Annotated in this window: 17 protein-coding genes and 1 other RNA gene; 13 read left to right on the top strand and 5 right to left on the bottom strand. The window is 65.8% G+C overall.

The window, feature by feature from the left end; translation table 11 throughout:
• Positions 1 to 216: 216 nt before the first annotated feature.
• On the top strand, positions 217 to 3927 hold the full coding sequence (gene metH, locus BGI51_RS18760; RefSeq protein WP_187979319.1) for a methionine synthase: 3711 nt from the start codon (positions 217 to 219) through the stop codon (positions 3925 to 3927).
• Between the two features lie 93 nt (positions 3928 to 4020).
• Complete coding sequence (locus tag BGI51_RS18765) at positions 4021 to 5148, top strand: PQQ-dependent sugar dehydrogenase (RefSeq protein ID WP_187979320.1); 1128 nt, start codon at positions 4021 to 4023, stop codon at positions 5146 to 5148.
• Between the two features lie 35 nt (positions 5149 to 5183).
• Here BGI51_RS18765 and BGI51_RS18770 read toward each other — a convergent pair whose 3' ends face one another.
• Positions 5184 to 5486, bottom strand: a complete 303-nt coding sequence (locus BGI51_RS18770; RefSeq protein WP_133863084.1) for a DUF1883 domain-containing protein — start codon at positions 5484 to 5486, stop codon at positions 5184 to 5186.
• An 85-nt stretch (positions 5487 to 5571) separates the two neighbouring features.
• On the opposite strand from BGI51_RS18770, the gene BGI51_RS18775 reads away from it, so the two are divergent.
• The 10 genes from BGI51_RS18775 to BGI51_RS18820 all read left to right on the top strand — a co-directional run bounded on the left by BGI51_RS18775 (position 5572) and on the right by BGI51_RS18820 (position 14988).
• Positions 5572 to 6600, top strand: a complete 1029-nt coding sequence (locus BGI51_RS18775; protein ID WP_187979321.1) for an RNA methyltransferase — start codon at positions 5572 to 5574, stop codon at positions 6598 to 6600.
• A 100-nt stretch (positions 6601 to 6700) separates the two neighbouring features.
• Positions 6701 to 7105, top strand: a complete 405-nt coding sequence (locus BGI51_RS18780) for a 3-phosphoshikimate 1-carboxyvinyltransferase (protein ID WP_133863086.1) — start codon at positions 6701 to 6703, stop codon at positions 7103 to 7105.
• A gap of 51 nt (positions 7106 to 7156) precedes the next feature.
• On the top strand, positions 7157 to 8179 hold the full coding sequence (locus tag BGI51_RS18785) for a twin-arginine translocation pathway signal protein (protein ID WP_187979322.1): 1023 nt from the start codon (positions 7157 to 7159) through the stop codon (positions 8177 to 8179).
• Positions 8180 to 8328: 149 nt separating this feature from the next.
• The gene (gene efeU, locus BGI51_RS18790) at positions 8329 to 9183 is read left to right on the top strand and encodes an iron uptake transporter permease EfeU (protein ID WP_133863088.1); all 855 of its coding nucleotides are present in this window, start codon (positions 8329 to 8331) and stop codon (positions 9181 to 9183) included.
• Positions 9184 to 9224: 41 nt separating this feature from the next.
• Entirely contained in the window at positions 9225 to 10379 is a 1155-nt protein-coding gene (gene efeO / locus BGI51_RS18795) for an iron uptake system protein EfeO (RefSeq protein ID WP_187981352.1), read from the top strand.
• Positions 10376 to 11668 carry an iron uptake transporter deferrochelatase/peroxidase subunit gene (efeB, locus tag BGI51_RS18800; protein WP_187979323.1) on the top strand — a complete coding sequence of 431 codons (1293 nt, stop codon included), beginning with the start codon at positions 10376 to 10378 and terminating at the stop codon, positions 11666 to 11668. Before efeO (BGI51_RS18795) ends, efeB begins: the two co-directional genes overlap by 4 nt.
• Before the next feature lie 21 nt (positions 11669 to 11689).
• Entirely contained in the window at positions 11690 to 12505 is an 816-nt protein-coding gene (gene efeO, locus BGI51_RS18805) for an iron uptake system protein EfeO (RefSeq protein ID WP_187979324.1), read from the top strand.
• A gap of 61 nt (positions 12506 to 12566) precedes the next feature.
• A non-coding RNA gene (locus BGI51_RS18810) (sX9 sRNA) lies at positions 12567 to 12642 on the top strand.
• Positions 12643 to 12845: 203 nt separating this feature from the next.
• A complete protein-coding gene (locus BGI51_RS18815) occupies positions 12846 to 14504 on the top strand; it encodes a nitrite/sulfite reductase (protein ID WP_187979325.1) in 1659 nt (552 codons plus the stop codon).
• Positions 14488 to 14988: a DUF934 domain-containing protein gene (locus BGI51_RS18820; RefSeq protein ID WP_133863093.1), complete on the top strand. Its 501-nt coding sequence runs from the start codon at positions 14488 to 14490 to the stop codon at positions 14986 to 14988. Before BGI51_RS18815 ends, BGI51_RS18820 begins: the two co-directional genes overlap by 17 nt.
• A gap of 58 nt (positions 14989 to 15046) precedes the next feature.
• Here BGI51_RS18820 and BGI51_RS18825 read toward each other — a convergent pair whose 3' ends face one another.
• Positions 15047 to 16039 (bottom strand): YhdH/YhfP family quinone oxidoreductase, encoded by a 993-nt coding sequence (locus tag BGI51_RS18825; protein ID WP_187979326.1) that lies wholly within the window; start codon positions 16037 to 16039, stop codon positions 15047 to 15049.
• 49 nt (positions 16040 to 16088) lie between these two features.
• The gene (gene sohB, locus BGI51_RS18830; protein ID WP_133863095.1) at positions 16089 to 17114 is read right to left on the bottom strand and encodes a protease SohB; all 1026 of its coding nucleotides are present in this window, start codon (positions 17112 to 17114) and stop codon (positions 16089 to 16091) included.
• A gap of 258 nt (positions 17115 to 17372) precedes the next feature.
• On the opposite strand from sohB, the gene BGI51_RS18835 reads away from it, so the two are divergent.
• A complete protein-coding gene (locus BGI51_RS18835; protein ID WP_017640561.1) occupies positions 17373 to 17684 on the top strand; it encodes an SCP2 sterol-binding domain-containing protein in 312 nt (103 codons plus the stop codon).
• A gap of 51 nt (positions 17685 to 17735) precedes the next feature.
• Here BGI51_RS18835 and BGI51_RS18840 read toward each other — a convergent pair whose 3' ends face one another.
• Together BGI51_RS18840 and BGI51_RS18845 are read right to left on the bottom strand one after the other, a co-directional pair.
• Positions 17736 to 19217, bottom strand: a complete 1482-nt coding sequence (locus tag BGI51_RS18840; protein ID WP_187979327.1) for an efflux transporter outer membrane subunit — start codon at positions 19215 to 19217, stop codon at positions 17736 to 17738.
• A complete protein-coding gene (locus BGI51_RS18845; RefSeq protein ID WP_187979328.1) occupies positions 19214 to 22324 on the bottom strand; it encodes an efflux RND transporter permease subunit in 3111 nt (1036 codons plus the stop codon). Before BGI51_RS18845 ends, BGI51_RS18840 begins: the two co-directional genes overlap by 4 nt.
• Position 22325: the final 1 nt, after the last annotated feature.

The raw sequence follows: 22325 nt of genomic DNA on the forward strand, positions 1-22325 counted from the left end.
TGACGCACAGTAAACGTCGGTCATCTGTCAGTAAAGCAGCACTTCGAGGGCTTGCCCACCGGCCGCTCTAGATCGCCAAATATCCCTGGCATGAAAGACTCGCCGACCCTTCATGAGCGCTGCTCATCATGGACCACTGCCGATACCGAGGCGGGCGCCGGCTTTTGCTATGCTGCCACCCTTTGTCCAGCGTCTCTTCATCTCTGTGGAATGCCCATGACCGATCGCAGCTCTCGCCTCGCCGCCCTCCGCCACGCCCTTGCGCAGCGCATCCTCATCCTCGACGGCGGCATGGGCACCATGATCCAGAGCTATCGGCTGGAAGAAGCGGACTACCGCGGCGAGCGCTTTGCCGACTGGCCAAGTGACGTCAAGGGCAACAACGACCTCTTGCTGCTGACCCAGCCGCGGATCATCGCCGAGATCGAAAAGGCCTATTTGGACGCCGGCGCCGATATCCTCGAGACCAACACCTTCAACGCCACCCGCGTCTCCCAGGCCGACTACGGCATGGAGGAGATCACCTACGAACTGAACCTGGCCGGCGCCCGGGTCGCCCGCGAGGTGGCCGATGCCAAGACCCTGGAGACCCCGGATCGGCCACGCTTCGTCGCCGGGGTCCTCGGCCCGACCAGTCGGACCTGCTCCATCTCCCCAGACGTCAACAACCCCGGCTACCGCAACGTCACCTTCGATGTGCTGGTGGAGAACTACACCGAGGCCACCCGTGGCCTGATCGAAGGTGGCGCCGACCTCATCCTGATCGAGACCATCTTCGACACCCTCAACGCCAAGGCCGCGATCTTCGCCGTCCAGGGCGTGTTCGAGGAGGTCGGCATCGAGCTGCCGATCATGATCTCCGGCACCATCACCGACGCCTCCGGCCGCACCCTCTCCGGCCAGACCACCGAAGCCTTCTGGAACTCGGTGCGGCATGCCCAGCCGATTTCCGTGGGCCTCAACTGCGCGCTGGGGGCAAAGGAACTGCGGCCCTACGTCGAGGAGCTGGCAACCAAGGCCGACACCTTCGTCTCCGCCCACCCCAATGCCGGCCTGCCCAATGCCTTCGGCGAATACGACGAAAGCCCCGAGCAGATGGCGGCGGTGGTCGAGGAATTCGCCGCCAGCGGCCTGCTCAACATCGTCGGTGGCTGCTGCGGCACGACGCCGGCGCATATCCAGGCCATCGCCGAAGCCGTCGCCCGCCATGCGCCGCGGCGGCTGCCGAATATCTCCAAGGCCTGCCGCCTCTCCGGCCTGGAGCCCTTCACCATCAGCCGCGAGTCGCTGTTCGTCAACGTCGGCGAGCGCACCAACATCACCGGCTCGGCCAAGTTCGCCCGCCTGATCCGCGAAGAGAACTACGCCGAGGCCCTGGAAGTGGCGCAGCAGCAGGTGGAAGCCGGGGCCCAGGTCATCGACATCAATATGGACGAGGGCATGCTGGATTCGAAGGCGGCCATGGTCACCTTCCTCAATCTGATCGCCTCCGAGCCGGACATCTCCCGGGTGCCGATCATGATCGACTCCTCCAAGTGGGAGGTGATCGAGGCCGGTCTCAAGTGCATCCAGGGCAAGGGCATCGTCAATTCCATCTCCATGAAGGAAGGCGTCGAGTGCTTCATCCATCACGCCCGGCTGTGCAAGAGATACGGCGCGGCGGTGGTGGTCATGGCCTTCGACGAAGATGGCCAGGCCGACACCGAGGCGCGCAAGAACGAGATCTGCGCGCGCTCCTACGACATCCTCGTCAACCAGGTCGGCTTCCCGCCGGAAGACATCATCTTCGATCCCAACATCTTCGCCGTGGCGACCGGGATCGAGGAGCACAACAACTATGCGGTCGACTTCATCAACGCCTGCGCCTATATCCGCGACAACCTGCCCTACGCCCTGACCTCGGGCGGCGTGTCCAACGTCTCCTTCTCCTTCCGCGGCAACAACCCGGTGCGCGAGGCCATCCACTCGGTCTTCCTCTACCACGCCATCCAGAACGGCCTGACCATGGGCATCGTCAACGCCGGCCAGCTGGAGATCTATGACGAGATCCCGGCCGCCCTGCGCGAGCGGGTCGAGGACGTGGTGCTCAACCGTACCCCGGCCGGCACCGACGCCCTGCTGGCCATCGCCGACGACTACCGGGGCGGCGGCGCGGTCAAGGAAGCCGAGACCGAGGAATGGCGCGGCCTGCCGGTAGGCAAGCGACTGGAGCATGCGCTGGTCAAGGGCATCACCACCTATATCGTCGAGGACACCGAGGAGTGCCGCCAGCAGTGCGCGCGCCCGATCGAGGTCATCGAAGGCCCGCTGATGAGTGGCATGAACGTGGTCGGCGACCTGTTCGGCTCGGGCAAGATGTTCCTGCCCCAGGTGGTCAAGTCCGCTCGGGTGATGAAGCAGGCGGTGGCGCACCTGATCCCCTTCATCGAGGCGGAAAAAGGCGACAAGCCCGAGGCCAAGGGCAAGATCCTCATGGCCACGGTCAAGGGCGACGTCCACGACATCGGCAAGAACATCGTCGGTGTGGTGCTGGGTTGCAACGGCTACGACATCGTCGACCTGGGCGTCATGGTCCCGGCGGAAAGGATCCTGCAGACCGCCATCGCCGAGAAGTGCGACATCATTGGTCTGTCCGGCCTGATCACCCCCTCGCTGGACGAGATGGTCCACGTCGCCAAGGAAATGCAGCGCCAGGGCTTCACCCTGCCGCTGATGATCGGCGGTGCCACCACCTCCAAGGCCCATACCGCGGTCAAGATCGAGCCGCAGTACAAGAACGATGCCGTGGTCTATGTCACCGACGCCTCCCGTGCGGTGGGCGTGGCTACCCAGCTGCTGTCGAAAGAACTCAAGGCCGGCTTCGTCGAGCGCACTCGCGCCGACTACGTCGAGGTCCGTGAGCGCACCGCCAACCGCAGCGCCCGCACCGAACGCCTGTCCTACGAAAAGGCCGTGGCCAACAAGCCGGCCTTCAACTGGCTTGGCTACAAGGCACCCAAACCGACCTTTACCGGTGCCCGGGTGCTGGAAGACATCGACCTGGCGGTGCTGGCCGAGTACATCGACTGGACCCCCTTCTTCATCTCCTGGGACCTGGCCGGCAAGTACCCGCGCATCCTCAGCGACGAGGTGGTGGGTGAAGCCGCCACCGCGCTGTTCGACGATGCCCAGGCCATGCTCCGCAAGCTGATCGACGAGAAGCTGATCAAGGCCCGCGCCGTGTTCGGCTTCTGGCCGGCCAATCAGGTCCGTGACGACGACCTGGAAGTCTACGGCGAGGACGGCCAGCCCCTGGCCACCCTGCACCACCTGCGCCAGCAGACCATCAAGCCCGAGGGCAAGCCCAACCTGTCCCTGGCCGACTTCGTCGCGCCAAAGGAGACGGGCGTGACCGACTACATGGGTGGCTTCATCGTCACCGCCGGCATCGGCGCCGAGGAACTGGCCAAGAACTACGAGCGCAAGGGCGACGACTACAACTCGATCATGGTCAAGGCCCTCGCCGACCGCCTCGCCGAGGCCTGCGCCGAATGGTTGCACGAGCAGGTGCGCAAGGAGCACTGGGGCTATGCCGCGGACGAGACCCTGGACAACGAGGCGCTGATCCGCGAGCAGTACAAGGGCATCCGCCCTGCCCCCGGCTATCCGGCCTGCCCCGATCACACCGAGAAGGCCACCCTGTTCAAGCTGCTGGACCCCGAGGCCAGCTTCAACGAGGCCGGTCGCAGTGGCGTCTTCCTCACCGAGCACTACGCCATGTTCCCGGCCGCCGCCGTCAGCGGCTGGTACTTCGCCCATCCCGAAGCCCAGTACTTCGCCGTGGGCAAGATCGACCGGGATCAGGTAGGCAGCTACACCGAGCGCAAGGGCCAGGAGCTAGCGGTGACGGAGCGGTGGCTGGCGCCGAATCTGGGGTATGACAACTAGCCCGGCAGACGCCTCAGGTAACAAAAACGCAGCCCTTTTCGCGGGCGTCCCTACTAGGGTGTAGGGACTTCCATCGACGAGGACCGCGTGCCCATGAAAGGCCTTACCTTAGCCGCCGGCAGTCTCCTGTTCGGTCTCGCCACCCTGAACGCCAATGCCGCACCCCAGGCGCTGAGTGAAGCTCAGTGGCCCTTCACCGCGACGTCACGAGCCACCCTGGATGCGCCCTGGGCCATCGCCTTTCTCCCGGACGGCACGGCGCTGGTCACCGAGAAAGGCGGCGTCCTCAAGCACCTGAACGTGCAGACTGGCAAGGCGCAGGACATCGGCGGTGTGCCCAAGGTGGTCGCCGCCGGCCAGGGCGGGCTGGGCGATGTCATCCTGCATCCGCAATACGCCAGCAATCAGCTGATCTACCTGAGCTACGCCGAAGCCGGCGAAGACGGTACCCAGGGTGCTGCCGTGGCCCGTGCCAAGCTGACCTTGAAAGAAGATGGCAGCGGGTCGCTCAGTGACCTCAAGGTGATCTGGCGGCAGACCCCCAAGGTCAGTGGCAATGGTCACTATGGCCATCGTATGAGATTCGGCCCGGACGGCAAGCTGTGGATCACCTCGGGTGAGCGGCAGAAATTCACCCCGGCCCAGGATATGACCGGCAACCTGGGCAAGCTCATCCGCCTCAACGATGACGGTAGTACGCCTGCGGACAACCCCTTCGCCCAGCAGGGCGGCGTAGCGGCGCAGGTCTGGTCGCTGGGTCACCGCAACCCGCTGGGCATCGCCTTCGATGCCCAAGGCCGCTTGTGGGAACAAGAGATGGGTCCCCAGGGCGGTGACGAGCTGAACCTGATCCAGCGCGGCGGCAATTACGGCTATCCCGAGGTCTCCAATGGCGATCACTATGGCGGCAAGCCGATCCCGGATCACGCGACCCGCCCGGAATTCATCCCGCCGAAGATCACCTGGACGCCGGTGATTTCCCCGGCCGGATTGATGATCTACGAGGGCAGCCGCTTCCCGGCCTGGAAAGGTAATGCCTTCATCGGCGGCCTGTCTTCCAAGGCGCTGGTGCGGATCGAACTCAAGGGCGAAGAGGCACGCGAAGTCGAGCGCTATGCCATGGGCACGCGCATCCGCGACGTCGAGGAAGGTCCCAACGGCAGCCTCTGGGTACTGGAAGACGGCGCCAACGCACGGCTGCTGGAGTTGCAGCCGAAATAGCCAGCAGGATCACCCAGGGACGGGTGACCGCTGTCTCAACGCAACTCGGAAGGCGAGCGACGGACGATCTTGATCGAGTGCTTGATCTCGGGCTTGCGGGTAACGCTGATCGGCCGCTTGGTGACGGTGTCCAGGGTGATGTTCCAGAAGCCGGTGCTCGGGACGGTGATGCGCGCCGGAAAGGTGTCGAAGGCGCCGCCGTGATAGGAGTGGCGGCCGCCGTTCTTGAAGCTGCGGAAATTGGCATCGTTCATCAGGCGGATGTTGCACACCCCCGAACTCTGGATGACGACCAGATCGCCCTCGTTGAGATGCTCGCGCTGGTGGATGAACTTCATGACGGGTCCTCGTCTTGCAAAGGACTAGGATAGCATCCCTGCCCTGTCCTATTATCGCCGGCCGCCCTCGACCTGCCCTTTTCCCATGCGTATTTCCGATGTCGTCCAGTTGCTCGCCGATGCCGGCGCCAAGCCCAAGCACAGTGCCCGTATCCTGCGCGCCTGGTGCCAGGGACTGGCCCTGGATACCGGCACCCGGCGCCAGCAGGCGGAAAACTTCCTGCCGCTGGAGGTACGCCAGGCCATCCCGGCACTGACCGCGCGGCTGGAAGGCCTGGCCCGGGTGACCTCGGAGCATCCGGGAGCCGACGGTTCGGCGCGGATGCTGGTGACCCTGGGCGATGGCCAGGCGGTGGAAAGCGTGCTGCTGCCGCGCGACGGGCTCTGCGTGTCGTCCCAGGTCGGCTGCGCGGTGGGCTGCGTCTTCTGCATGACTGGCAAGAGCGGCCTGCTGCGCCAGGTGGGCAGCGCCGAGATCGTCGCCCAGGTCGCCCTGGCGCGACGCCTCAGGGCGGTCAAGAAGGTGGTCTTCATGGGCATGGGCGAGCCGGCGCACAACCTGGACAACGTGCTGGAAGCCATCGACCTGCTGGGCACCGCCGGCGGTATCGGCCATCGCAACCTGGTGTTTTCCACCGTCGGCGATCCGCGGGTGTTCGAGCGACTGCCCCAGCAGACGGTCAGGCCGGCATTGGCGCTATCGTTGCACAGCACCAATGCCGAGCGTCGGGCCCGCCTGCTGCCCAAGGCGCCCCGCTACGAACCGGGTGAGCTGATCGAACAGGGTGAAGCCTATGCCCGGCTGATCGGCTATCCGATCCAGTACCAGTGGACGCTGCTCGCCGGCATCAACGACGGCCAGGAAGAGATGGACGAATTGCTGCGGCTGATGAAGGGCAAGTACGGCGTACTCAACCTGATTCCCTACAACAGCCTGGAAGTGGACGACTACCAGCGCCCCGACGGCGAGCGCATCGTGCAGATCGTGCGTTACCTGCACAGCCGCGGCCTGCTCACCAAGGTGCGCAATTCCGCGGGCCAGGATGTCGACGGCGGTTGTGGCCAGTTGCGCGCCCGGGCCGAGGTGCTGCGCCCCGTACGCGTCAGCGCCTGACCGATCGTCCTGCGCGGGGCCCCGCCTATCAGGTGCGGCGGAACGCCCGGTCGGGCGCCCCCTCAGAGTGCATTCGCACCATTCAGAGGGAAGCTTTTCCATGCAGGATCGCATCAAACGCCACGACCCCTTCATCGCCGGTCTGAAGGAACGCCTGCCCGAAGCGCTGCGTGAATCCTTTACCGAGGAGCAGCTGGAAGCCCTCAAGCTGGCTTTCGGCACCCGCAGCTGGGGCAAGCACAGTGTCGATCTGCGCGGCACCGTCAAGTTCTGGCACCGCCGCTACTACTTCGTCTTCCTCGCCGGTCGCAACTACCGTCAACTCTCGCGCCTGGAGCAGGAATTGTCCCTGCTCGGCAAGGCCACGGTGCTGGCGGTGATCCTGCTGGCCTGCGGCCTGGTGGGCCTCTTGCTGCTCTATCTGCTCAAGTCCGCGCTGGGCATCGACATCTTTCCCGACTACTCCTTCGGAGTTTGGACCTGGTTCAAGGGTCTATTCGAGTAGCACGGATTCGCTTGACCCTGGCAGGGAGGCTTGCCCCTTGGGAGACCTCCTATGCCCCACCTGAATCGCCGTCAGACCCTCGGCCTGCTGGCTGCCAGTGCCGCCCTGCCCCTGCTGGGCGGCTATCCGCTCCGCGCCTTCGCAGCGGGCGATGAATACCTCGCCCTGGTCGAGAAGGAAGCCCCAGGCATCGGCTTCTATCGCCTGGCCGATGGCAAGCGCGTCGGCAGTCTGGAATTGCCGGAGCAACCCCATGAGATCGTCGCCGACCGCCAGGGTCGCTATGCCTATGTCGGCCAGTATGGCGTCAAGAGCTGGCAGGCGCCTGGCGAGGGCGGCCACCAGGTCAGTGTGATAGATCTCGCCGAGCGCCGCCTGGTGAGATCCATCGACCTGTCGCCCTATCACCGCCTGCACGGCATGCGCCTGGACGACCAGGGTCGCCTCTATGTGCTCAGCGAAACCGACTCGCTGCTCATCCGCTTCGATCGCCCCGCCACCGCCGAATCGCCCAGCCAGATCGTCCCGGTCGGCGGGACCCGCAGCCACTACTTCGTACTGACCCGTGACGGACGCCGTGCCTACGTCGCGGATACCCTGAGCGGCCTGGTGATCCTGGTGGACGCGCACAATCCCGCCGTGCTGCCGGTCAAGAAATATCTCGGCCAGGCGCCGGAGGGCTGCTGCCTGAGTCCGGACGAGCGTACCTTCTATGTACTCGACCGTTTCGCCGGCATCCTCCATGCGCTGGATGCCCGCGACCTGGCGCCGATCCGCCAGATCAAGCTGCGGGGCGAAGCGGTACGGGTAGCCGCCCTGCCCGATGGCCGCCTGCTGGTGTCCAATCTGGCGGACAAGAGTCTTTCGCTGCTGCGGCCCGATACCCTCGCCGAAGTGGCCTATCTGCCCATGGGCAGCGCAGTGCCCGGCCTCAGCCTCGATCCCCGCGGCGAGCGGCTGTTCGCGGCGCTGGAAGATAATCAGCTGGCAGTGGTCGACCTGCGCAACTGGCGGGAGATCCGTCGCTTCGCCACCGGCAAGGCTCCGGATACCGCCGTGGTCTTCCAGGCCTGACGCGCGCCTCCACGCTGATCCGCTGCCAACCAGTCGGCGGATCCGTAAGGCACGAGAATCATACGCATTTAACAATCCGAATCATTGTGATACAAATCACCGACCTCCGGGCGCCTCTGCGCCCTTAGCTTCCGTCGGTGATAGCTTTCATGCTCGTTCCCTTTCTGATCATGCTCCGCGAAGGTATCGAAGCGGCGCTCATCGTTGGCATCATCGCCAGCTATCTGCAACGCACCGGTCGTGGCCACTGGATGCCCGCGGTCTGGATCGGGGTGATGCTGGCCGCCGCCCTGTCCCTGTTCGTGGGCGCCGGACTGCAACTGGCCAGTGCCGAATTCCCGCAGCGTCAGCAGGAACTGTTCGAAGCGGTAGTCGGCCTGGCGGCCACCGCCATCCTCACCTCCATGGTGTTCTGGATGCGCAAGGCGGCGCGCTCGATCAAGACCGAACTGCACGACTCCCTGGAAAACGCCCTGTCCGCCTCGCGCAACCAGGTCTATGCCCTGATCGGCATGGTCTTTCTGGCGGTTGCGCGGGAGGGCCTGGAAACCGTGTTCTTCCTTCTCGCCATCTTTCAGCAGAGCGCCGGCCCCGGTGCGCCCCTGGGTGCCCTGCTTGGCCTGATCATCGCCATCGCGGTGGGCTACGGCCTCTATACCGGCGGCGTGCGACTGAACCTGGGCAAGTTCTTTCGCTTCACCGGCCTGTTCATCCTCTTCGTTGCGGCCGGCCTGTTCACCAACTCGGTCAAGGCCCTGCATGAAGCCGGCCTGTGGAATTCGCTGCAGCAGGTGCTGTTCGACTGGAGCCACGTGCTGCCCGCCGACGGCCCGGTGGGTACGGTGCTGGCCGGCATGTTCGGCTACCAGGACACCCCGACCGTGAGCACCCTCGGCGCCTATCTGCTGTTCCTGGCGGTCACCCTGCCGCTGTTCTTCCGCACCCCGGCACCGCCCCAGCGTCCTGTGGTAACCACCCCCGCCTCGCTGGAGCGCCCGTCTTGAACAACGCCAACCCCCATTCGCCGAAGCAGGGCTCCACGGCCATGCGCCTGGCCCTGATCGGCTCGGCAACCCTGCTGATCGCCGCGGGCGCCGCCTTCTATTACGCCTCGCGCTCCGCAGGCGAGCGTCACGCGACCGTCGCCGACGGCGAGATCAAGGTCGATATCCTGGCCAATCGCTGCGAGCCCAACGCCCTGGAAGTGCCTGCCGGACCGGCGCGCTTTCGTATCGTCAACCGCTCGGATCGGGCGGTGGAGTGGGAAATCCTCGACGGCGTCCTGGTGGTCGAGGAGCGCGAGAACATCGCCCCCGGTCTCAGCCAGGTCATCAATGCCACCCTGGCGCCTGGCAACTACGCCATCACCTGCGGGCTGCTGAGCAATCCGCGGGGTACGCTGAAGGTACTCCCGACCGCCGCCTCGGAAGCCGCCAGCAAGGCCGGCCCGACCCTGACCCAGTTCGTCGGTCCGCTGTCGGAATACCGCGTCTACCTGAATCAGCAGAGCCGCCTCTTGCTGCAGGGTCTCACTACCCTCCAGCAGGCCCTGGCCGCGGGCGATCTGGCGCAGGCGCGCGCCGCCTATGCCGCCGCTCGCCTGCCCTACCAGCGCCTAGCGGCAACCGCGCAGCGCTTTGCCGAACTGGACAATCGCCTCAACGCCCGCGCCGACTACTACGAAAAGCGCGAACAGGATCCGGCCTTCGGCGGCTTCCATCGCCTCGAACAAGGCCTTTTCTCCGGCAACAGCACCCGGGACCTGGAACCGGTCGCCACCCGCCTGCAACAGGACGCCGCCGCCCTGCGCGATGCCCTGCTCGGCCAGTCGCTGCCGCCCGAGCAACTCAGCGGCAACGCCGCACGCCTGCTGCACAACCTGGCCAACACCCGGATCTCGGGCGAGGAAGAACGCTACAGCCAGCTCGTGCTGCCCGGCTTTGCCGCCAATCTGGACGGCACGCGCAAGGTGATCAAGTTGCTGCGCCCGCTGCTCGGCAAGGGGCATCCCGAGCTGCAGCAAAGCCTGGATACCCAGGCCGACGCCCTGGCCGCGGCCCTGGGCGATGTCCAGCGTCCCTACTCTTCCCTTTCCCCTGACGACCGCCAGCGCATCGCCGCCGCGGCCCAGGCCCTGGCCGACTCCCTCGACCAAGTCGCCCCGGCCCTGGGCCTGGCCGCGACCAAGACCACGCCATGAAGAAGTCCGCTCCCGATCAGCCCAATATCGACCGTCGCCGCCTGCTGGGTGGGCTCGGCGCCGCCAGCGTGGCCCTGGCCGGTGCCGGGCTCTGCCCGATGCACGCCCGGGCGGCCAGCACCGCCGAGGTGACCCGTGCCCCCGGTAGCGCCAATACCCACCAGCGCCAGGCGTTCCTCGGCCAGCACCAGAGCGGCATCGTCACCCCACGGCCGGCGGCCGGGATGATCGTGGCCTTCGATGTGCTGGCCAGCGACCGTGACGACCTGGAACGCCTGCTGCGGACCCTCGACGAGCGCATCCGCTTTCTCATGCAGGGCGGCCCGGTACCGGAGGTCGATCCCAGGTTGCCGCCGCTGGATTCCGGCATCCTCGGTCCGGTGGTGACGCCGGACAACCTCACCATCACCGTCTCGGTGGGCGAGTCGCTGTTCGATGACCGTTTCGGCCTGAGCGCGGTAAAGCCGCGCCAGCTGCAGCGCATGACCGGCTTTCCCAACGACGCCCTGGAAGCGGACTGCTGCCACGGCGATCTCTGCCTGCAGTTCTGCGCCAATACCCCGGACACGAACATCCACGCCCTGCGCGACCTCCTGAAGAATCTGCCCGACCTGCTGGCGATCCGCTGGAAGCAGGAAGGCAGCGTGCCGGTGCAGGATCCGCCACCCGGGCAACCGGCGGAAAGCGCGCGCAACTTCCTCGGCTTTCGCGACGGCTCGGCCAACCCCGATTCCACCGACGCCCAGGCGATGGACCGGATCGTCTGGGTCCAGCCCGGCAGCGGCGAGCCCGCCTGGGCCGCCCAGGGCAGCTACCAGGCGGTGCGCATCATCCGCAATTTCGTCGAGCGCTGGGATCGCACCCCGCTGCAGGAGCAGGAAGCCATCTTCGGGCGGCGCAAGGCCAGTGGCGCGCCCATGGCCGGCGGTCACGAGACCGATGTGCCGGATTACGCCAGTGATCCCAAGGGCAAGGTCACGCCGCTGGACGCCCATATCCGCCTGGCCAATCCCCGTACCCCGGAGAGCCAGCGCAACCTGATCCTGCGCCGCCCCTTCAACTACTCCAATGGCGTGCGCAAGAACGGCCAGCTCGACATGGGCCTGCTGTTCATCGCCTACCAGGCCGATCTGGAGCAGGGCTTCATCGCCGTACAGAAACGCCTGGATGGCGAGCCCCTGGAGGAATACATCAAGCCCATCGGCGGCGGTTACTTCTTCGTCCTGCCGGGGATCACCGATGCCAAGGACTATCTCGGCCGCAGCCTGCTGGCCGCCGCATCGCTTTAAAACCTCGACAGGAGAAGTCGAATGAAACGCTCGTTCCTCGCCGCTGCCCTCGGTCTGGCCCTCGCCACGCCGGCCTTCGCTGCCAACTCGCCGCTGGATCTGGTCGGCCCCATCTCCGACTACAAGATCTATGTCACCGACAACCTGGCCAAGCTCACCGAGCAGACCCAGGCCTTCACCGCGGCGGTCAAGCGCGGCGACCTGGCCACCGCGCGCAAGCTCTATGCCCCGACGCGGGTCTCCTACGAGCAGGTCGAGCCCATCGCCGAACTCTTCAGCGACCTCGACGCCGCCATCGACTCCCGCGAAGACGATCACGAACAGGGGGTCAAATCCGAGGACTTCACCGGCTTCCATCGCCTGGAGCACGCCCTCTTTACCCAGAACACCACCGAAGGCCAGGGTCCCCTCGCCGACAAGCTGCTGGCCGACGTCAAGGATCTGCAGGCCCGCGTCGATGGCCTGACCTTCCCGCCGGAAAAGGTGGTGGGTGGCGCCGCGGCGCTGATGGAGGAAGTGGCGGCGACCAAGGTGTCGGGCGAGGAAGAGCGCTATAGCCACACCGACCTCTATGACTTCCAGGCCAACGTCGATGGCGCCAAGAAGATCGTCGACCTGTTCCGCCCGCAGATCGAGAAGCAGGACCAGGCCTTCGTCGCCAAGGTCGACAAGAACTTCGCCACGGTCGACAGGATCCTGGCCAAGTACAAGACCAAGGACGGCGGCTTCGAGACCTACGACAAGGTCAGCGAGCGTGATCGCAAGGCCCTGGTCGGTCCGGTCAACACCCTGGCGGAAGATCTCTCCACCCTGCGCGGCAAGCTGGGCCTGAACTAACCGCGGCTGCTAAAACTACTGCGCGTCCGCCAAACGGGCGCGTGCAGTGCTCGGAATCCTCATGTACCGCTCGTACACTCCGGTTCCTGCGCGCCGCGCGCACCCGCCTGACAGCCGCTCGCTACGTTTTATCAACCACGGTATTCATAAGTGGTATCCGGCGCCGCCCACCCTGCTCTCGCTTATCGCCGGAATAGATTTATATATAAAGAAACATCGCTTTTAAGCATATAGACCTGCTGCTATCGTGCACGGCCTAGAAAAGTCTCCAGAGCACCCCAGGGGTGCCCAGGACTTCGATCACGCGCAGCCGTGCGCGCCGCCTGACAGCAGGATGACCATGTACGTTTACGATCAGTACGATCAGCGGATCGTCGAAGAGCGTGTCGCCCAGTTTCGCGACCAGACCCGCCGCTTCCTGGCCGGAGAGCTGGGTGGCGAAGAATACCGCCCGCTGCGCCTGCAGAACGGTCTCTACATCCAGCGCTACGCGCCCATGCTGCGGGTCGCGGTGCCCTACGGCCTGCTGAACACTACCCAGGTGCGCAAGCTGGCGCAGATCGCCCGTGACTACGACAAGGGCTACGCCCACATCAGTACCCGGCAGAACTTCCAGTTTAACTGGCCGGAGCTGGAAGACGTCCCCGAGATCCTCGCCGAGCTGGCCACCGTGCAGATGCACGCCATCCAGACCAGCGGCAACTGCATCCGCAACACCACCACCGACCAGTTCGCCGGCGTCGCCCATGACGAACTGATCGATCCGCGCCCCTGGTGCGAGATCATCCGCCAGTGGTCGACCTTCCACCCCGAATTCGCCTTCCTGCCGCGCAAGTTCAAGATCGCCGTCAACGGCGCCGCCCTGGATCGCGCCGCCATCGAGGTGCACGACATCGGCCTGGAAGCGGTGCGTAACGAGGCCGGCGAGCTGGGCTTCCGCGTGCTGGTCGGCGGCGGCCAGGGCCGTACTCCCCACACCGGTGAATTCATCCGTGAATTCCTGCCCTGGCAGCACCTGCTCAGCTACCTGGAAGCCACCCTGCGGGTCTACAACCGCTACGGCCGCCGCGACAACAAGTTCAAGGCGCGCATCAAGATCCTGGTCAAGGCGCTGGGTGCCGACGCCTTCGCCGAAAAGGTCGAGGCCGAGTGGGCCCACCTCAAGGACGGCCCCGTCACTCTGACCGACGCCGAGGTCGCGCGGGTCTCCGCCTTCTTCGTCGATCCGCCCTATGCCGAGCTGCAGGACCAGGACGCCGCCCTCGCCCGCCTGGACGCCGAGCACCCCGGTTTCTCCCGCTGGCGCCAGCGCAACACCTTCCGCCACAAGCGTCCGGGCTATGTCGCCGTGACGCTGTCGCTCAAGCCCACCGGCGTCGCGCCGGGGGACGTGACCGATCTCCAGCTGGACGCCATGGCCGAGCTGGCCGATCGCTACAGCTTCGGCGAGCTGCGCACCTCCCACCAGCAGAACGTCATCTTCGCCGACGTCCGCCAGGACCAGTTGCTGGAGCTGTGGCAGGAGTTGCGCGAGCACGGCTTCGCCACCCCCAACATCGGCCTGCTGACCGACATGATCTGCTGCCCGGGCGGTGATTTCTGCTCCCTGGCCAACGCCAAGTCGATCCCCATCGCCGAAGCCATCCAGCGCCGTTTCGACGACCTGGACTACCTGTTCGACATCGGCGAGCTGGACCTCAACATCTCCGGTTGCATGAACGCCTGCGGTCATCACCACGTCGGCCACATCGGCATCCTCGGCGTGGACAAGAAGGGCGAGGAGTTCTACCAGGTGTCCCTGGGCGGCGACGCCGGCCGTGACGCCACCCTGGCCAAGATCCTCGGCCCCTCCTTCGCCCAGGACCAGATGCCCGAGGTGATCGGCAAGCTGATCAACGTCTACGTCGAGCGACGCACCGAAGACGAGCGCTTCATCGACACCTACCGCCGTATCGGTATCGACCCCTTCAAGGAGCGCGTCTATGCAAAGAATCATTAAGGGCGACCAGCTGGTCACCGACAACTGGCATCTGCTGCCCAAGGACGTCGCCTTGGCAGACGTCCCCAACAGCGACGACGTGATCATCCCGGCCGCCCTGTGGCTGGAGCACGGCCATGCCCTCACCTGCCGCGATGGCAAGCTGGGCATCTGGCTGGACAGCGATGAAGAGCCGGAGAGCATTGCCGGCGACCTCGCGCACTTCGCCCTGATCGCCATCAACTTCCCGGCCTTCGTCGACGGGCGTGGCTATTCCTATGCCCGCCTGCTGCGCGAACGCTTCGGCTGGACCGGCGAGCTGCGCGCCATCGGCGATGTCCTGCAGGACCAGCTGTTCTTCCTCAAGCGTTGCGGCTTCGATGCCTACGTGGTCCGTGCCGACCGCGATCCGGAAGCGGCCCTGGCCGGTCTGCGCGACTTCAGCGTGACCTATCAGGGCGCGGTCGACCAGGCCGAGCCGCTGTTCCGCCGCCGCCAGGCCTGATCGCCGCGGACGCAAAAGAAAACCCGCCGCGGCGGGTTTCTTTTTGTCTGGCCTTCGCTCAACCGAGATCGACCACCACACGCCCCACCATCTTGCCCGCCAGGATCTGACTGATGGTGTCGGGCAGTTCGGCAAGGCCGACCTCGCGGGTCAGGCTGTCCAGGTCGTCCAGCTTCCACTGCACCGAAAGCTTGTCCCAGAGCGCGGCCTTGGCCATCAGTGGCAACTCGACAGAATCCACGCCCAGCAGATTCACCCCGCGCAGGATGAAGGGAAAGACCCCGGCGGCAAAGGTGGTGCCGGCGGTCATGCCGCAACAGGCCACGCTGCCGCCGTATTCCAGCGACTTGATGACGTTGAAGAGGATGTCGCCGCCGACGGTATCCACCGCCCCGGCCCACTGCTGGTCCAGTAGCGGCTTGCCGACGCCATCGGCCAGGGTGGCACGGTCGAGGATCTGCCGGGCACCCAGCCGATGCAGCCACTCCGCGCGCTCCAGCTTGGCCGTGGACGCCGCCACGTGATAGCCCAGGCGTGCCAGCAACTTGACCGCCAGACTGCCCACGCCACCACTGGCACCGGTGACCAGCACGGTACCGGCTTCAGGGGTCAGGCCCATCTGTTCGAGCTTCTCGACGCACAGCGCCGCGGTGAGCCCCGCGGTGCCCAGCACCATGGCTTCACGCAGGCCGAGATTGTCCGGGCGGCGGATCACCCAGGCGGCCGGCACCCGGATGTACTGGCCGAAGCCGCCGGGAGTGCTCATGCCCAGGTCGTAGCCCGTGACCAGGACCTCATCGCCCACGGCGAATTCGCCAGCGTTGGAGTGCTCCACCACCCCGGCAGCGTCGATACCCGGGGTATGGGGATAGCGCCGGGTCACGCCGCGGTTGCCGATGGCCGACAGGGCGTCCTTGTAGTTGAGCGAGGAGTAGCGCACCCGGATCAGCACCTCGCCCGCGGGCAGGTCGTCCAGGCTGCGCGTCACCACCTCTTGCCGGAAAGCACCATGGGCCCCTTCGGTCACCCAGAGCGCCTGAAAATTGCTCATCGCATAACCTCCATTGGAGTCTTGTTATGGGCCGTCAGTCCCTTGGACCTCAGCGCCAGCGGGTCGACTCGGCCAGGCGCTCCCACCAGGTGCTCACCAGACGATCGACCCCGAGGCTCGCGGCCATGCCCAGGCGCTCGGGCAACGACTTCTTCTCGACGAAGCGCAGCGAAAAGACTTCGACCACCTGGGCCCGTTCGGCCAGGTATTCGTCACTGGTGCGCAGCTCGTCCACCAGTTGCTTGCCCAGCGCGGCCTGGCCGAGCCAGACCTCGCCGGTGGCGACCTCGTCGATATTGAGCTGCGGCCGGTAGTGGGCGACGAAATTCTTGAACAGCACATGGGTAGTATCCAGATCGTGCTGGAATTTTTCCTTGCCCTTCTCGTCGTTCTCGCCGAACACCGTAACGGTGCGCTTGTACTGGCCGGCGGTGAAGACCTCGAAGTCCACGTCATGCTTCTTCAGCAGGCGGTGGACATTGGGCAACTGGGCGACCACACCGATGGAGCCGAGGATGGCGAAGGGCGCACAGAGGATACGGTCGCCGATGCAGGCCATCATGTAACCGCCACTGGCCGCTACCTTGTCGACGCAGATGGTCAGGGGAATTCCCGCCTGGCGGATGCGCGCCAGCTGCGAGGCGGCCAGGCCATAGCTGTGCACCAGGCCACCGCCGCTTTCCAGCCGCACCACTACCTCGTCCTTGGGCGTCGCCAGGGTCAGGACGGCGGTGATCTCGTTGCGCAGGTGTTCGTTGGCCGTGGCCTTGATGTCGCCATGGAAATCGAGCACATAGACCCGCGACTTGCCGGTCTCGCTCTTGCGCTTGGTCTTCTCGGCCTTGGTCTCGCGCTTGCGCAGGGCCTTGAAGGCTTCCTTGCCCAGCACGCTCTGCTGCAACCTCAGCCGCAGATCGCGATAGAAGTCATTGAGCTTCTGTACCTGCAACTGGCCAGCGGAGCTGCGCCGGTTGCGGCCGCGGACGGCGACGGTGAACAGCAGCACGGCGATGATGGCGACCACCACGGTGACGGTTTTGGCCAGGAAACTGGCATAGTCGGCAAGAAACTCCACGGACTCTCCTAGGATGGCGGCAGCAGTGCCCTGCCCAGCATACCGAGTCGCCCGACCGATAGAAACTCGGCGATTCCCGGCGGTCTTCCGGCACCGGCTAGCCATTGGCAGCGATCAATCCGTGCACGCGCACCAGCCTTTCAAACAAGCGTATGAATATCCGTTGACAGGCCTCCTGCCGCCCCCTACCCTCGGTCGAGTGCCCTGCCCCTCCCGCCGGAGTGGGCCTCATCGAAAAAGACCACAAGGACCCTCGCCATGAGCGCAGCCGAAGCCATCGCCACCCTGAAGAGCAAGTTCGACCCCTCCGCCGCGGCCGGCCTGGATCTCACCTATCAATTCGACGTCGAGGGCGGTGACAACTACTACGTGGTCGTCAAGGACGGCACCTGTGACGTCCAGCAAGGCGACGCCGCCGACCCGGATTGCACCCTGATCATGGACCAGGACACCCTGGCTGGCATCGTCAGCGGCGAAACCGACGGCATGCAGGCCTTCATGTCCGGCAAACTGCGCGTCGAAGGCAACATGATGCTGAGCATGAAGCTGGGCGAACTCTTCCCCAACTAAGCGCCAGTCATGAAAAAGCCGGGCAATCGCCCGGCTTTTTTGTGCCCGAAGTCAGGGTCGCTGCGGCGGCGCCGGTGGGGTGACGTTGCCATCCCAACCACCGCCAAGCGCGGCGATCAGCTGGACGCTGGCACTGAGGCGGCTGCCCAGCAGGGTCAGGTTGGTGCGTTCGTTGCTCAGGGCGGTGGTCTGCAGGGTGACCACGTCGAGATAGCCGATCAGCCCGGCCTGGTACTGGTTCTCGGCCAGTTGCAGGGCGCGGCGCGCGGCATCCAGGGCCTCCTGGCGCACGCCGGCTTCGTCGCCGTAGGTGCGCAGCTGCACCAGATAGTCCTCCACCTCGCGGAAGCCATCGAGCACGGTCTGGCGATAACCGGCGACGCTGGCGTCGTAGCTGGCTTCGGCCGACTCCACCTGCGCGCGGCGCAGGCCACCATCGAACAGCGACAGGGCAAAGGATGGCCCGATCGACCAGAAGCGATTCGGCGTGCTGATCAGATTGCCCCACTGGCTGGCACTGTAGCCACCGCTGGCACTCAGGGTCAGGTCCGGGTAGTAGGCCGCTTCGGCGACGCCGATGGCGGCATTGGCGGCCATGACCTGGCGCTCGGCCTGGGCGATGTCCGGACGCCGCTCCAGCAGGGTCGAGGGCACGGCGCTCGGCAGCGGCGGCAATTCGGGAACTGTCTTGACCGCGCCCAGCTGGAAATTGGCCGGGACTTCGCCGACCAGCACCGCGATGGCGTTTTCCAGCTGGGCACGCTGGTACCTGAGGTCGATGGCGTCGGCCTGGGTGCTCTTCAGCTGGGTGGTCGCCTGGGCCACATCCGCCGGCGTGACGATGCCGGCGCGGTACTGGTTCTGGGTCAGGCGCAGGGATCGCTCGTAGGCGGACACGGTGGCGTCGAGCAACCGCTGCTGGGCGTCCAGCACCCGTAACTGCAAATAGTTGGTCGCCAGTTGCGTCTGCAGACTCAGGCGGGTGGCCGCCAGCTCCGCAGCGCTGGCCTGGGCGGAAGCCCGATCCGCCTCCACCTGGCGCCTTACGCGCCCCCAGAGATCCAGCTCCCAGCTCACCCCCAGGCTGGCGTCGTAGGCGTTGCTGATGGTGCTGGTGCCACCGCTGCTGAAGGTGCTGCTGGTGCCATTGGAGTTGCGGATGACGGTGTTGCTGCCCGAACCGCCCCCGCGCCCGGAGCGGGTGGCGCCCAGGCTGCTGGACAGGGTCGGGAACAACGCGGCCCGCGCCTGACTGACCAGGGCCAGGGATTGCCGATAGGTCGCCTCGGCCTGGGCCAGGCTCTGGTTGCGCTGGTTCAGCTGGACCATCAGGCGATCCAGGGTCGGATCATCGTAGCGGCGCCACCAGTCGCCACGGACCTCCAGATCCCTGGGCGCGGCGGCCTGCCAGCCCTCGGCATGACGGTAGGCGACCGGCACCGCAGTGGTTGGCCGCTGGTAATCCGGGCCCAGGGTACAGCCGGCCAGTAGTAGAGCCAGGGTCAGCGTCGGCAGGCGCAGGGTTGGAGTCATAGCGGCGTATCCAGGGCAGCGTCGGTACGGATGCCGCGCCAGCGATTGACGCGGCGGCGCAGGCGTTCGAAATAGAGATAGACCACCGGGGTGGTGTAGAGGGTGAGGATCTGGCTCAAGACCAGGCCACCGACGATCACCAGGCCCAGTGGCTGGCGCATCTCTGCGCCTTCGGTATTGCCGATCAATAGCGGTACGGCACCGAGGATGGCGGCCATGGTGGTCATCAGGATGGGCCTCAGGCGCAACAGACAGGCCTGGCGAATGCCCTCCTCGGGCGTCAGTCCCTGCTGGCGCTCCAGCTGCAGGGCCAGATCCACCATCATGATGGCATTCTTCTTCACCACCCCGATCAGCAGGAACAGGCCGAGCATGGAAATCAGGCTGAACTGGCCACCGGTGAGCTGGATGGCGAGCAAGGCCCCTACCCCGGCCGACGGTAGCGTCGAGAGGATGGTCAGGGGATGCACGTAGCTCTCGTAGAGCACGCCTAGGACGATATAGACCAGCACCAGGGCGCCGAGAATCATCAGCGGTTGCCCCGACACCGTGCTGGCGAAAATGTTGGCGGATCCGCCCAGGCGACCCTGGACATCGGTCGGCAAGCCGATGGCCGCCACCGCGCGCTGTACCGCCCGGGTCGCCTGTTCCAGGCTGACGTCCGGCGCCAGGTCGAAGTTGATGCTCTCCGAGGCGAACTGGCCATCGTGGGTAACCCGGTCCTCGGCGAGGCTGTTGGTGTAGTAGGCGAAGGCCGACAGCGGGACCTGGGCGCCGCTGGCGGTGATGACCCGCACCTGCTCGAGGACGGTCGGATCCTGGGCATAGCGCGGATTGATCTCCATCACCACCTTGTACTGGTTGAGCGGCTCGTAGATGGTCGAGATCTGCCGCTGGGCGAAGGAGTTGTTGAGCACCGCAGCGACGGTTTCCATGTCCACGCCGAGGCGCTTGGCCTTCTCGCGGTCGATCTGCAGGGTGATCTGCTGGGTGCTGCCTTCGCGGCCGTCCACCGCGGTCAGCTCCGGCAGCGCCTTGAGTGCGGCCAATACCTTGGGTTGCCAGGTTTCCAGCAGCCCGACGTCGCCCGAGAGCAGGTTGTACTCATAGGACGAGGTGCTCTGCTGACGACCGCCGAATCTCAGGTCCTGGTCGGCCATGAGGAACAGCTGGGCGCCCGGCACCTTGGGCGCGTTGGCGCGGATGCGCTCGATGACCTTTTGCGCATCCAGCTGGCGCTCGGCGATGGGCTTGAGGCGAATCAGCATCACCGCGTTGTTCACCCCACTGCCGGAGCCGGAACTGCCGACGAAGCCGGAGGCGCTGGCCACCGCCGGATCGGCCAGCAGCGACTTGCGCAGGATCTCGATCTTCGGCTGCATGACCTGGAACGACAGCGCATTGTCGCCGCGGATGAAACCGATCAGCTGGCCGGTGTCCTGCTGCGGCATGAAGGTCTTGGGCACCACCACATAGAGCAGCACGTTGAGCGCTATGGTCGCGATCAGACTCAGCAGGGTCAGCCGCCGATGACGCAGGGCCCAGCCGAGGGTCCGGTCGTAGCCGGCCACCAGCCGGCGATGGGCCCGCTCGCTGAAGCGCTGCAGGCGGCTTTCGGTGGCGGGATCGTGGGGCCTGAGCCAGCGCGCGCAGAGCATGGGCGTCAGCGTCAGGGACACCACCAGCGACACCAGGATGGCGGCGGCCAGGGTCAGGGAGAATTCGCGGAACAGCTTTTCGACGATGCCGCCGATGAAGAGGATGGCGACGAAGACCGCCACCAGGGAAACGTTCATCGACAGCAGGGTGAAGCCCACCTCGCGGGTGCCCTGGTAGGCCGCCTTCAGCGGCGCCATGCCGTTATCGATGTGCCGGGCGATGTTCTCCAGCACCACGATGGCATCGTCCACCACCAGCCCCGCCGCCAGGATCAGGGCCATCAGCGACAGGGTATTGAGCGAGAAGCCGAGCAGGTACATGACGGCGAAGGTACCCACCAGGGAGATGGGCACCGCCAGGGCCGGAATCACCGCGCTGCGCAGCCGGCCGAGGAACAGCCAGACCACGCCGATCACCAGGAAGACGGCGATGATCAGCGTCAGTTCGGCTTCATGCAGGGTGGCCTTGATCACCCCGGATCTGTCCATGGCCACTTCCAGGCGGGCACTGGCCGGGACGATGGCCTCCAGTGCCGGCAGGCGCGCCTTGAGCGCGGCGATGGTCTCGATGATGTTGGCATTGGCCTGCCGATTGACCACCAGCAGCACGGCGCTCTGGTCGTTGTAGAAACCGGCGTTGTAGCGGTCTTCCACGGCATCGCTGACCTTGGCGACATCGCGCAGGCGCAACGTCGCGCCATCCTGGTAGCGGATGATCAGGGGGGCGTAGTCGGCGGCCTTGAACAGCTGGTCGTTGGCCTGGATCTGCCAATTGTGTTCGTCATTGGCCACCGCACCCTTGGGGCGACGCTGGTTGGCGCTGTTGATGGCGGTGCGGACGTCGTCCAGCGCCAGCCCGTAATGCTCCAGCTGGCGCGGCTCCAGTTCGATGCGCACCGCCGGCAGGGAGCTGCCACCGATCTGCACTTCGCCCACGCCGCTGACCTGGGACAGGCTCTGGGCCAGCACCGTGGACGCCAGGTCGTAGAGCTCGCCCTTGCTCAGGGTCTTGGAGGTCAGCGAGAACACCATGATGGGTGCCTGGGACGGATTGACCTTGCGATAGCGTGGCATCTGGCGCATGCCGCTCGGCAGCAGGTTGCGCGAGGCATTGATGGCCGCCTGCACCTCGCGGGCGGCGGTGTTGACGTTCTTGTCCAGATCGAACTGGATGATGATCTGCGTCGAGCCCTGGCTGCTGCGGCTGGTCATGGAGCTGATGCCGGCGATGGTGCCCAGGGAACGCTCCAGCGGCGTGGCGACGCTGGAGGCCATCACCTGGGGACTGGCCCCGGACAGGGTCGCCGAGACCGTGATGGTGGGAAAGTCCATCTGCGGCAGGGGCGCCACCGGCAACAGCCGGAAGGCGATGGCGCCCAGCAGCAGCAACGCCAGGCTCAGCAGCAGGGTCGCGACCGGCCGGGCGATGAAGGGCGCCGAGAGATTCACC

It is taken from the genome of Pseudomonas oryzihabitans (assembly GCF_014522265.1).
In the GTDB taxonomy this organism is placed as follows: Bacteria; Pseudomonadota; Gammaproteobacteria; order Pseudomonadales; family Pseudomonadaceae; genus Chryseomonas; species Chryseomonas aestiva.

Coding starts and splice junctions, on each gene's coding strand:
- metH (WP_187979319.1), top strand. CDS start 217: ATGACCGATCGCAGCTCTCGCCTCGCCGCCCTCCGCCACGCCCTTGCG.
- BGI51_RS18765 (WP_187979320.1), top strand. CDS start 4,021: ATGAAAGGCCTTACCTTAGCCGCCGGCAGTCTCCTGTTCGGTCTCGCC.
- BGI51_RS18770 (WP_133863084.1), bottom strand. CDS start 5,486: ATGAAGTTCATCCACCAGCGCGAGCATCTCAACGAGGGCGATCTGGTC.
- BGI51_RS18775 (WP_187979321.1), top strand. CDS start 5,572: ATGCGTATTTCCGATGTCGTCCAGTTGCTCGCCGATGCCGGCGCCAAG.
- BGI51_RS18780 (WP_133863086.1), top strand. CDS start 6,701: ATGCAGGATCGCATCAAACGCCACGACCCCTTCATCGCCGGTCTGAAG.
- BGI51_RS18785 (WP_187979322.1), top strand. CDS start 7,157: ATGCCCCACCTGAATCGCCGTCAGACCCTCGGCCTGCTGGCTGCCAGT.
- efeU (WP_133863088.1), top strand. CDS start 8,329: ATGCTCGTTCCCTTTCTGATCATGCTCCGCGAAGGTATCGAAGCGGCG.
- efeO (WP_187981352.1), top strand. CDS start 9,225: ATGCGCCTGGCCCTGATCGGCTCGGCAACCCTGCTGATCGCCGCGGGC.
- efeB (WP_187979323.1), top strand. CDS start 10,376: ATGAAGAAGTCCGCTCCCGATCAGCCCAATATCGACCGTCGCCGCCTG.
- efeO (WP_187979324.1), top strand. CDS start 11,690: ATGAAACGCTCGTTCCTCGCCGCTGCCCTCGGTCTGGCCCTCGCCACG.
- BGI51_RS18815 (WP_187979325.1), top strand. CDS start 12,846: ATGTACGTTTACGATCAGTACGATCAGCGGATCGTCGAAGAGCGTGTC.
- BGI51_RS18820 (WP_133863093.1), top strand. CDS start 14,488: ATGCAAAGAATCATTAAGGGCGACCAGCTGGTCACCGACAACTGGCAT.
- BGI51_RS18825 (WP_187979326.1), bottom strand. CDS start 16,039: ATGAGCAATTTTCAGGCGCTCTGGGTGACCGAAGGGGCCCATGGTGCT.
- BGI51_RS18835 (WP_017640561.1), top strand. CDS start 17,373: ATGAGCGCAGCCGAAGCCATCGCCACCCTGAAGAGCAAGTTCGACCCC.
- BGI51_RS18840 (WP_187979327.1), bottom strand. CDS start 19,217: ATGACTCCAACCCTGCGCCTGCCGACGCTGACCCTGGCTCTACTACTG.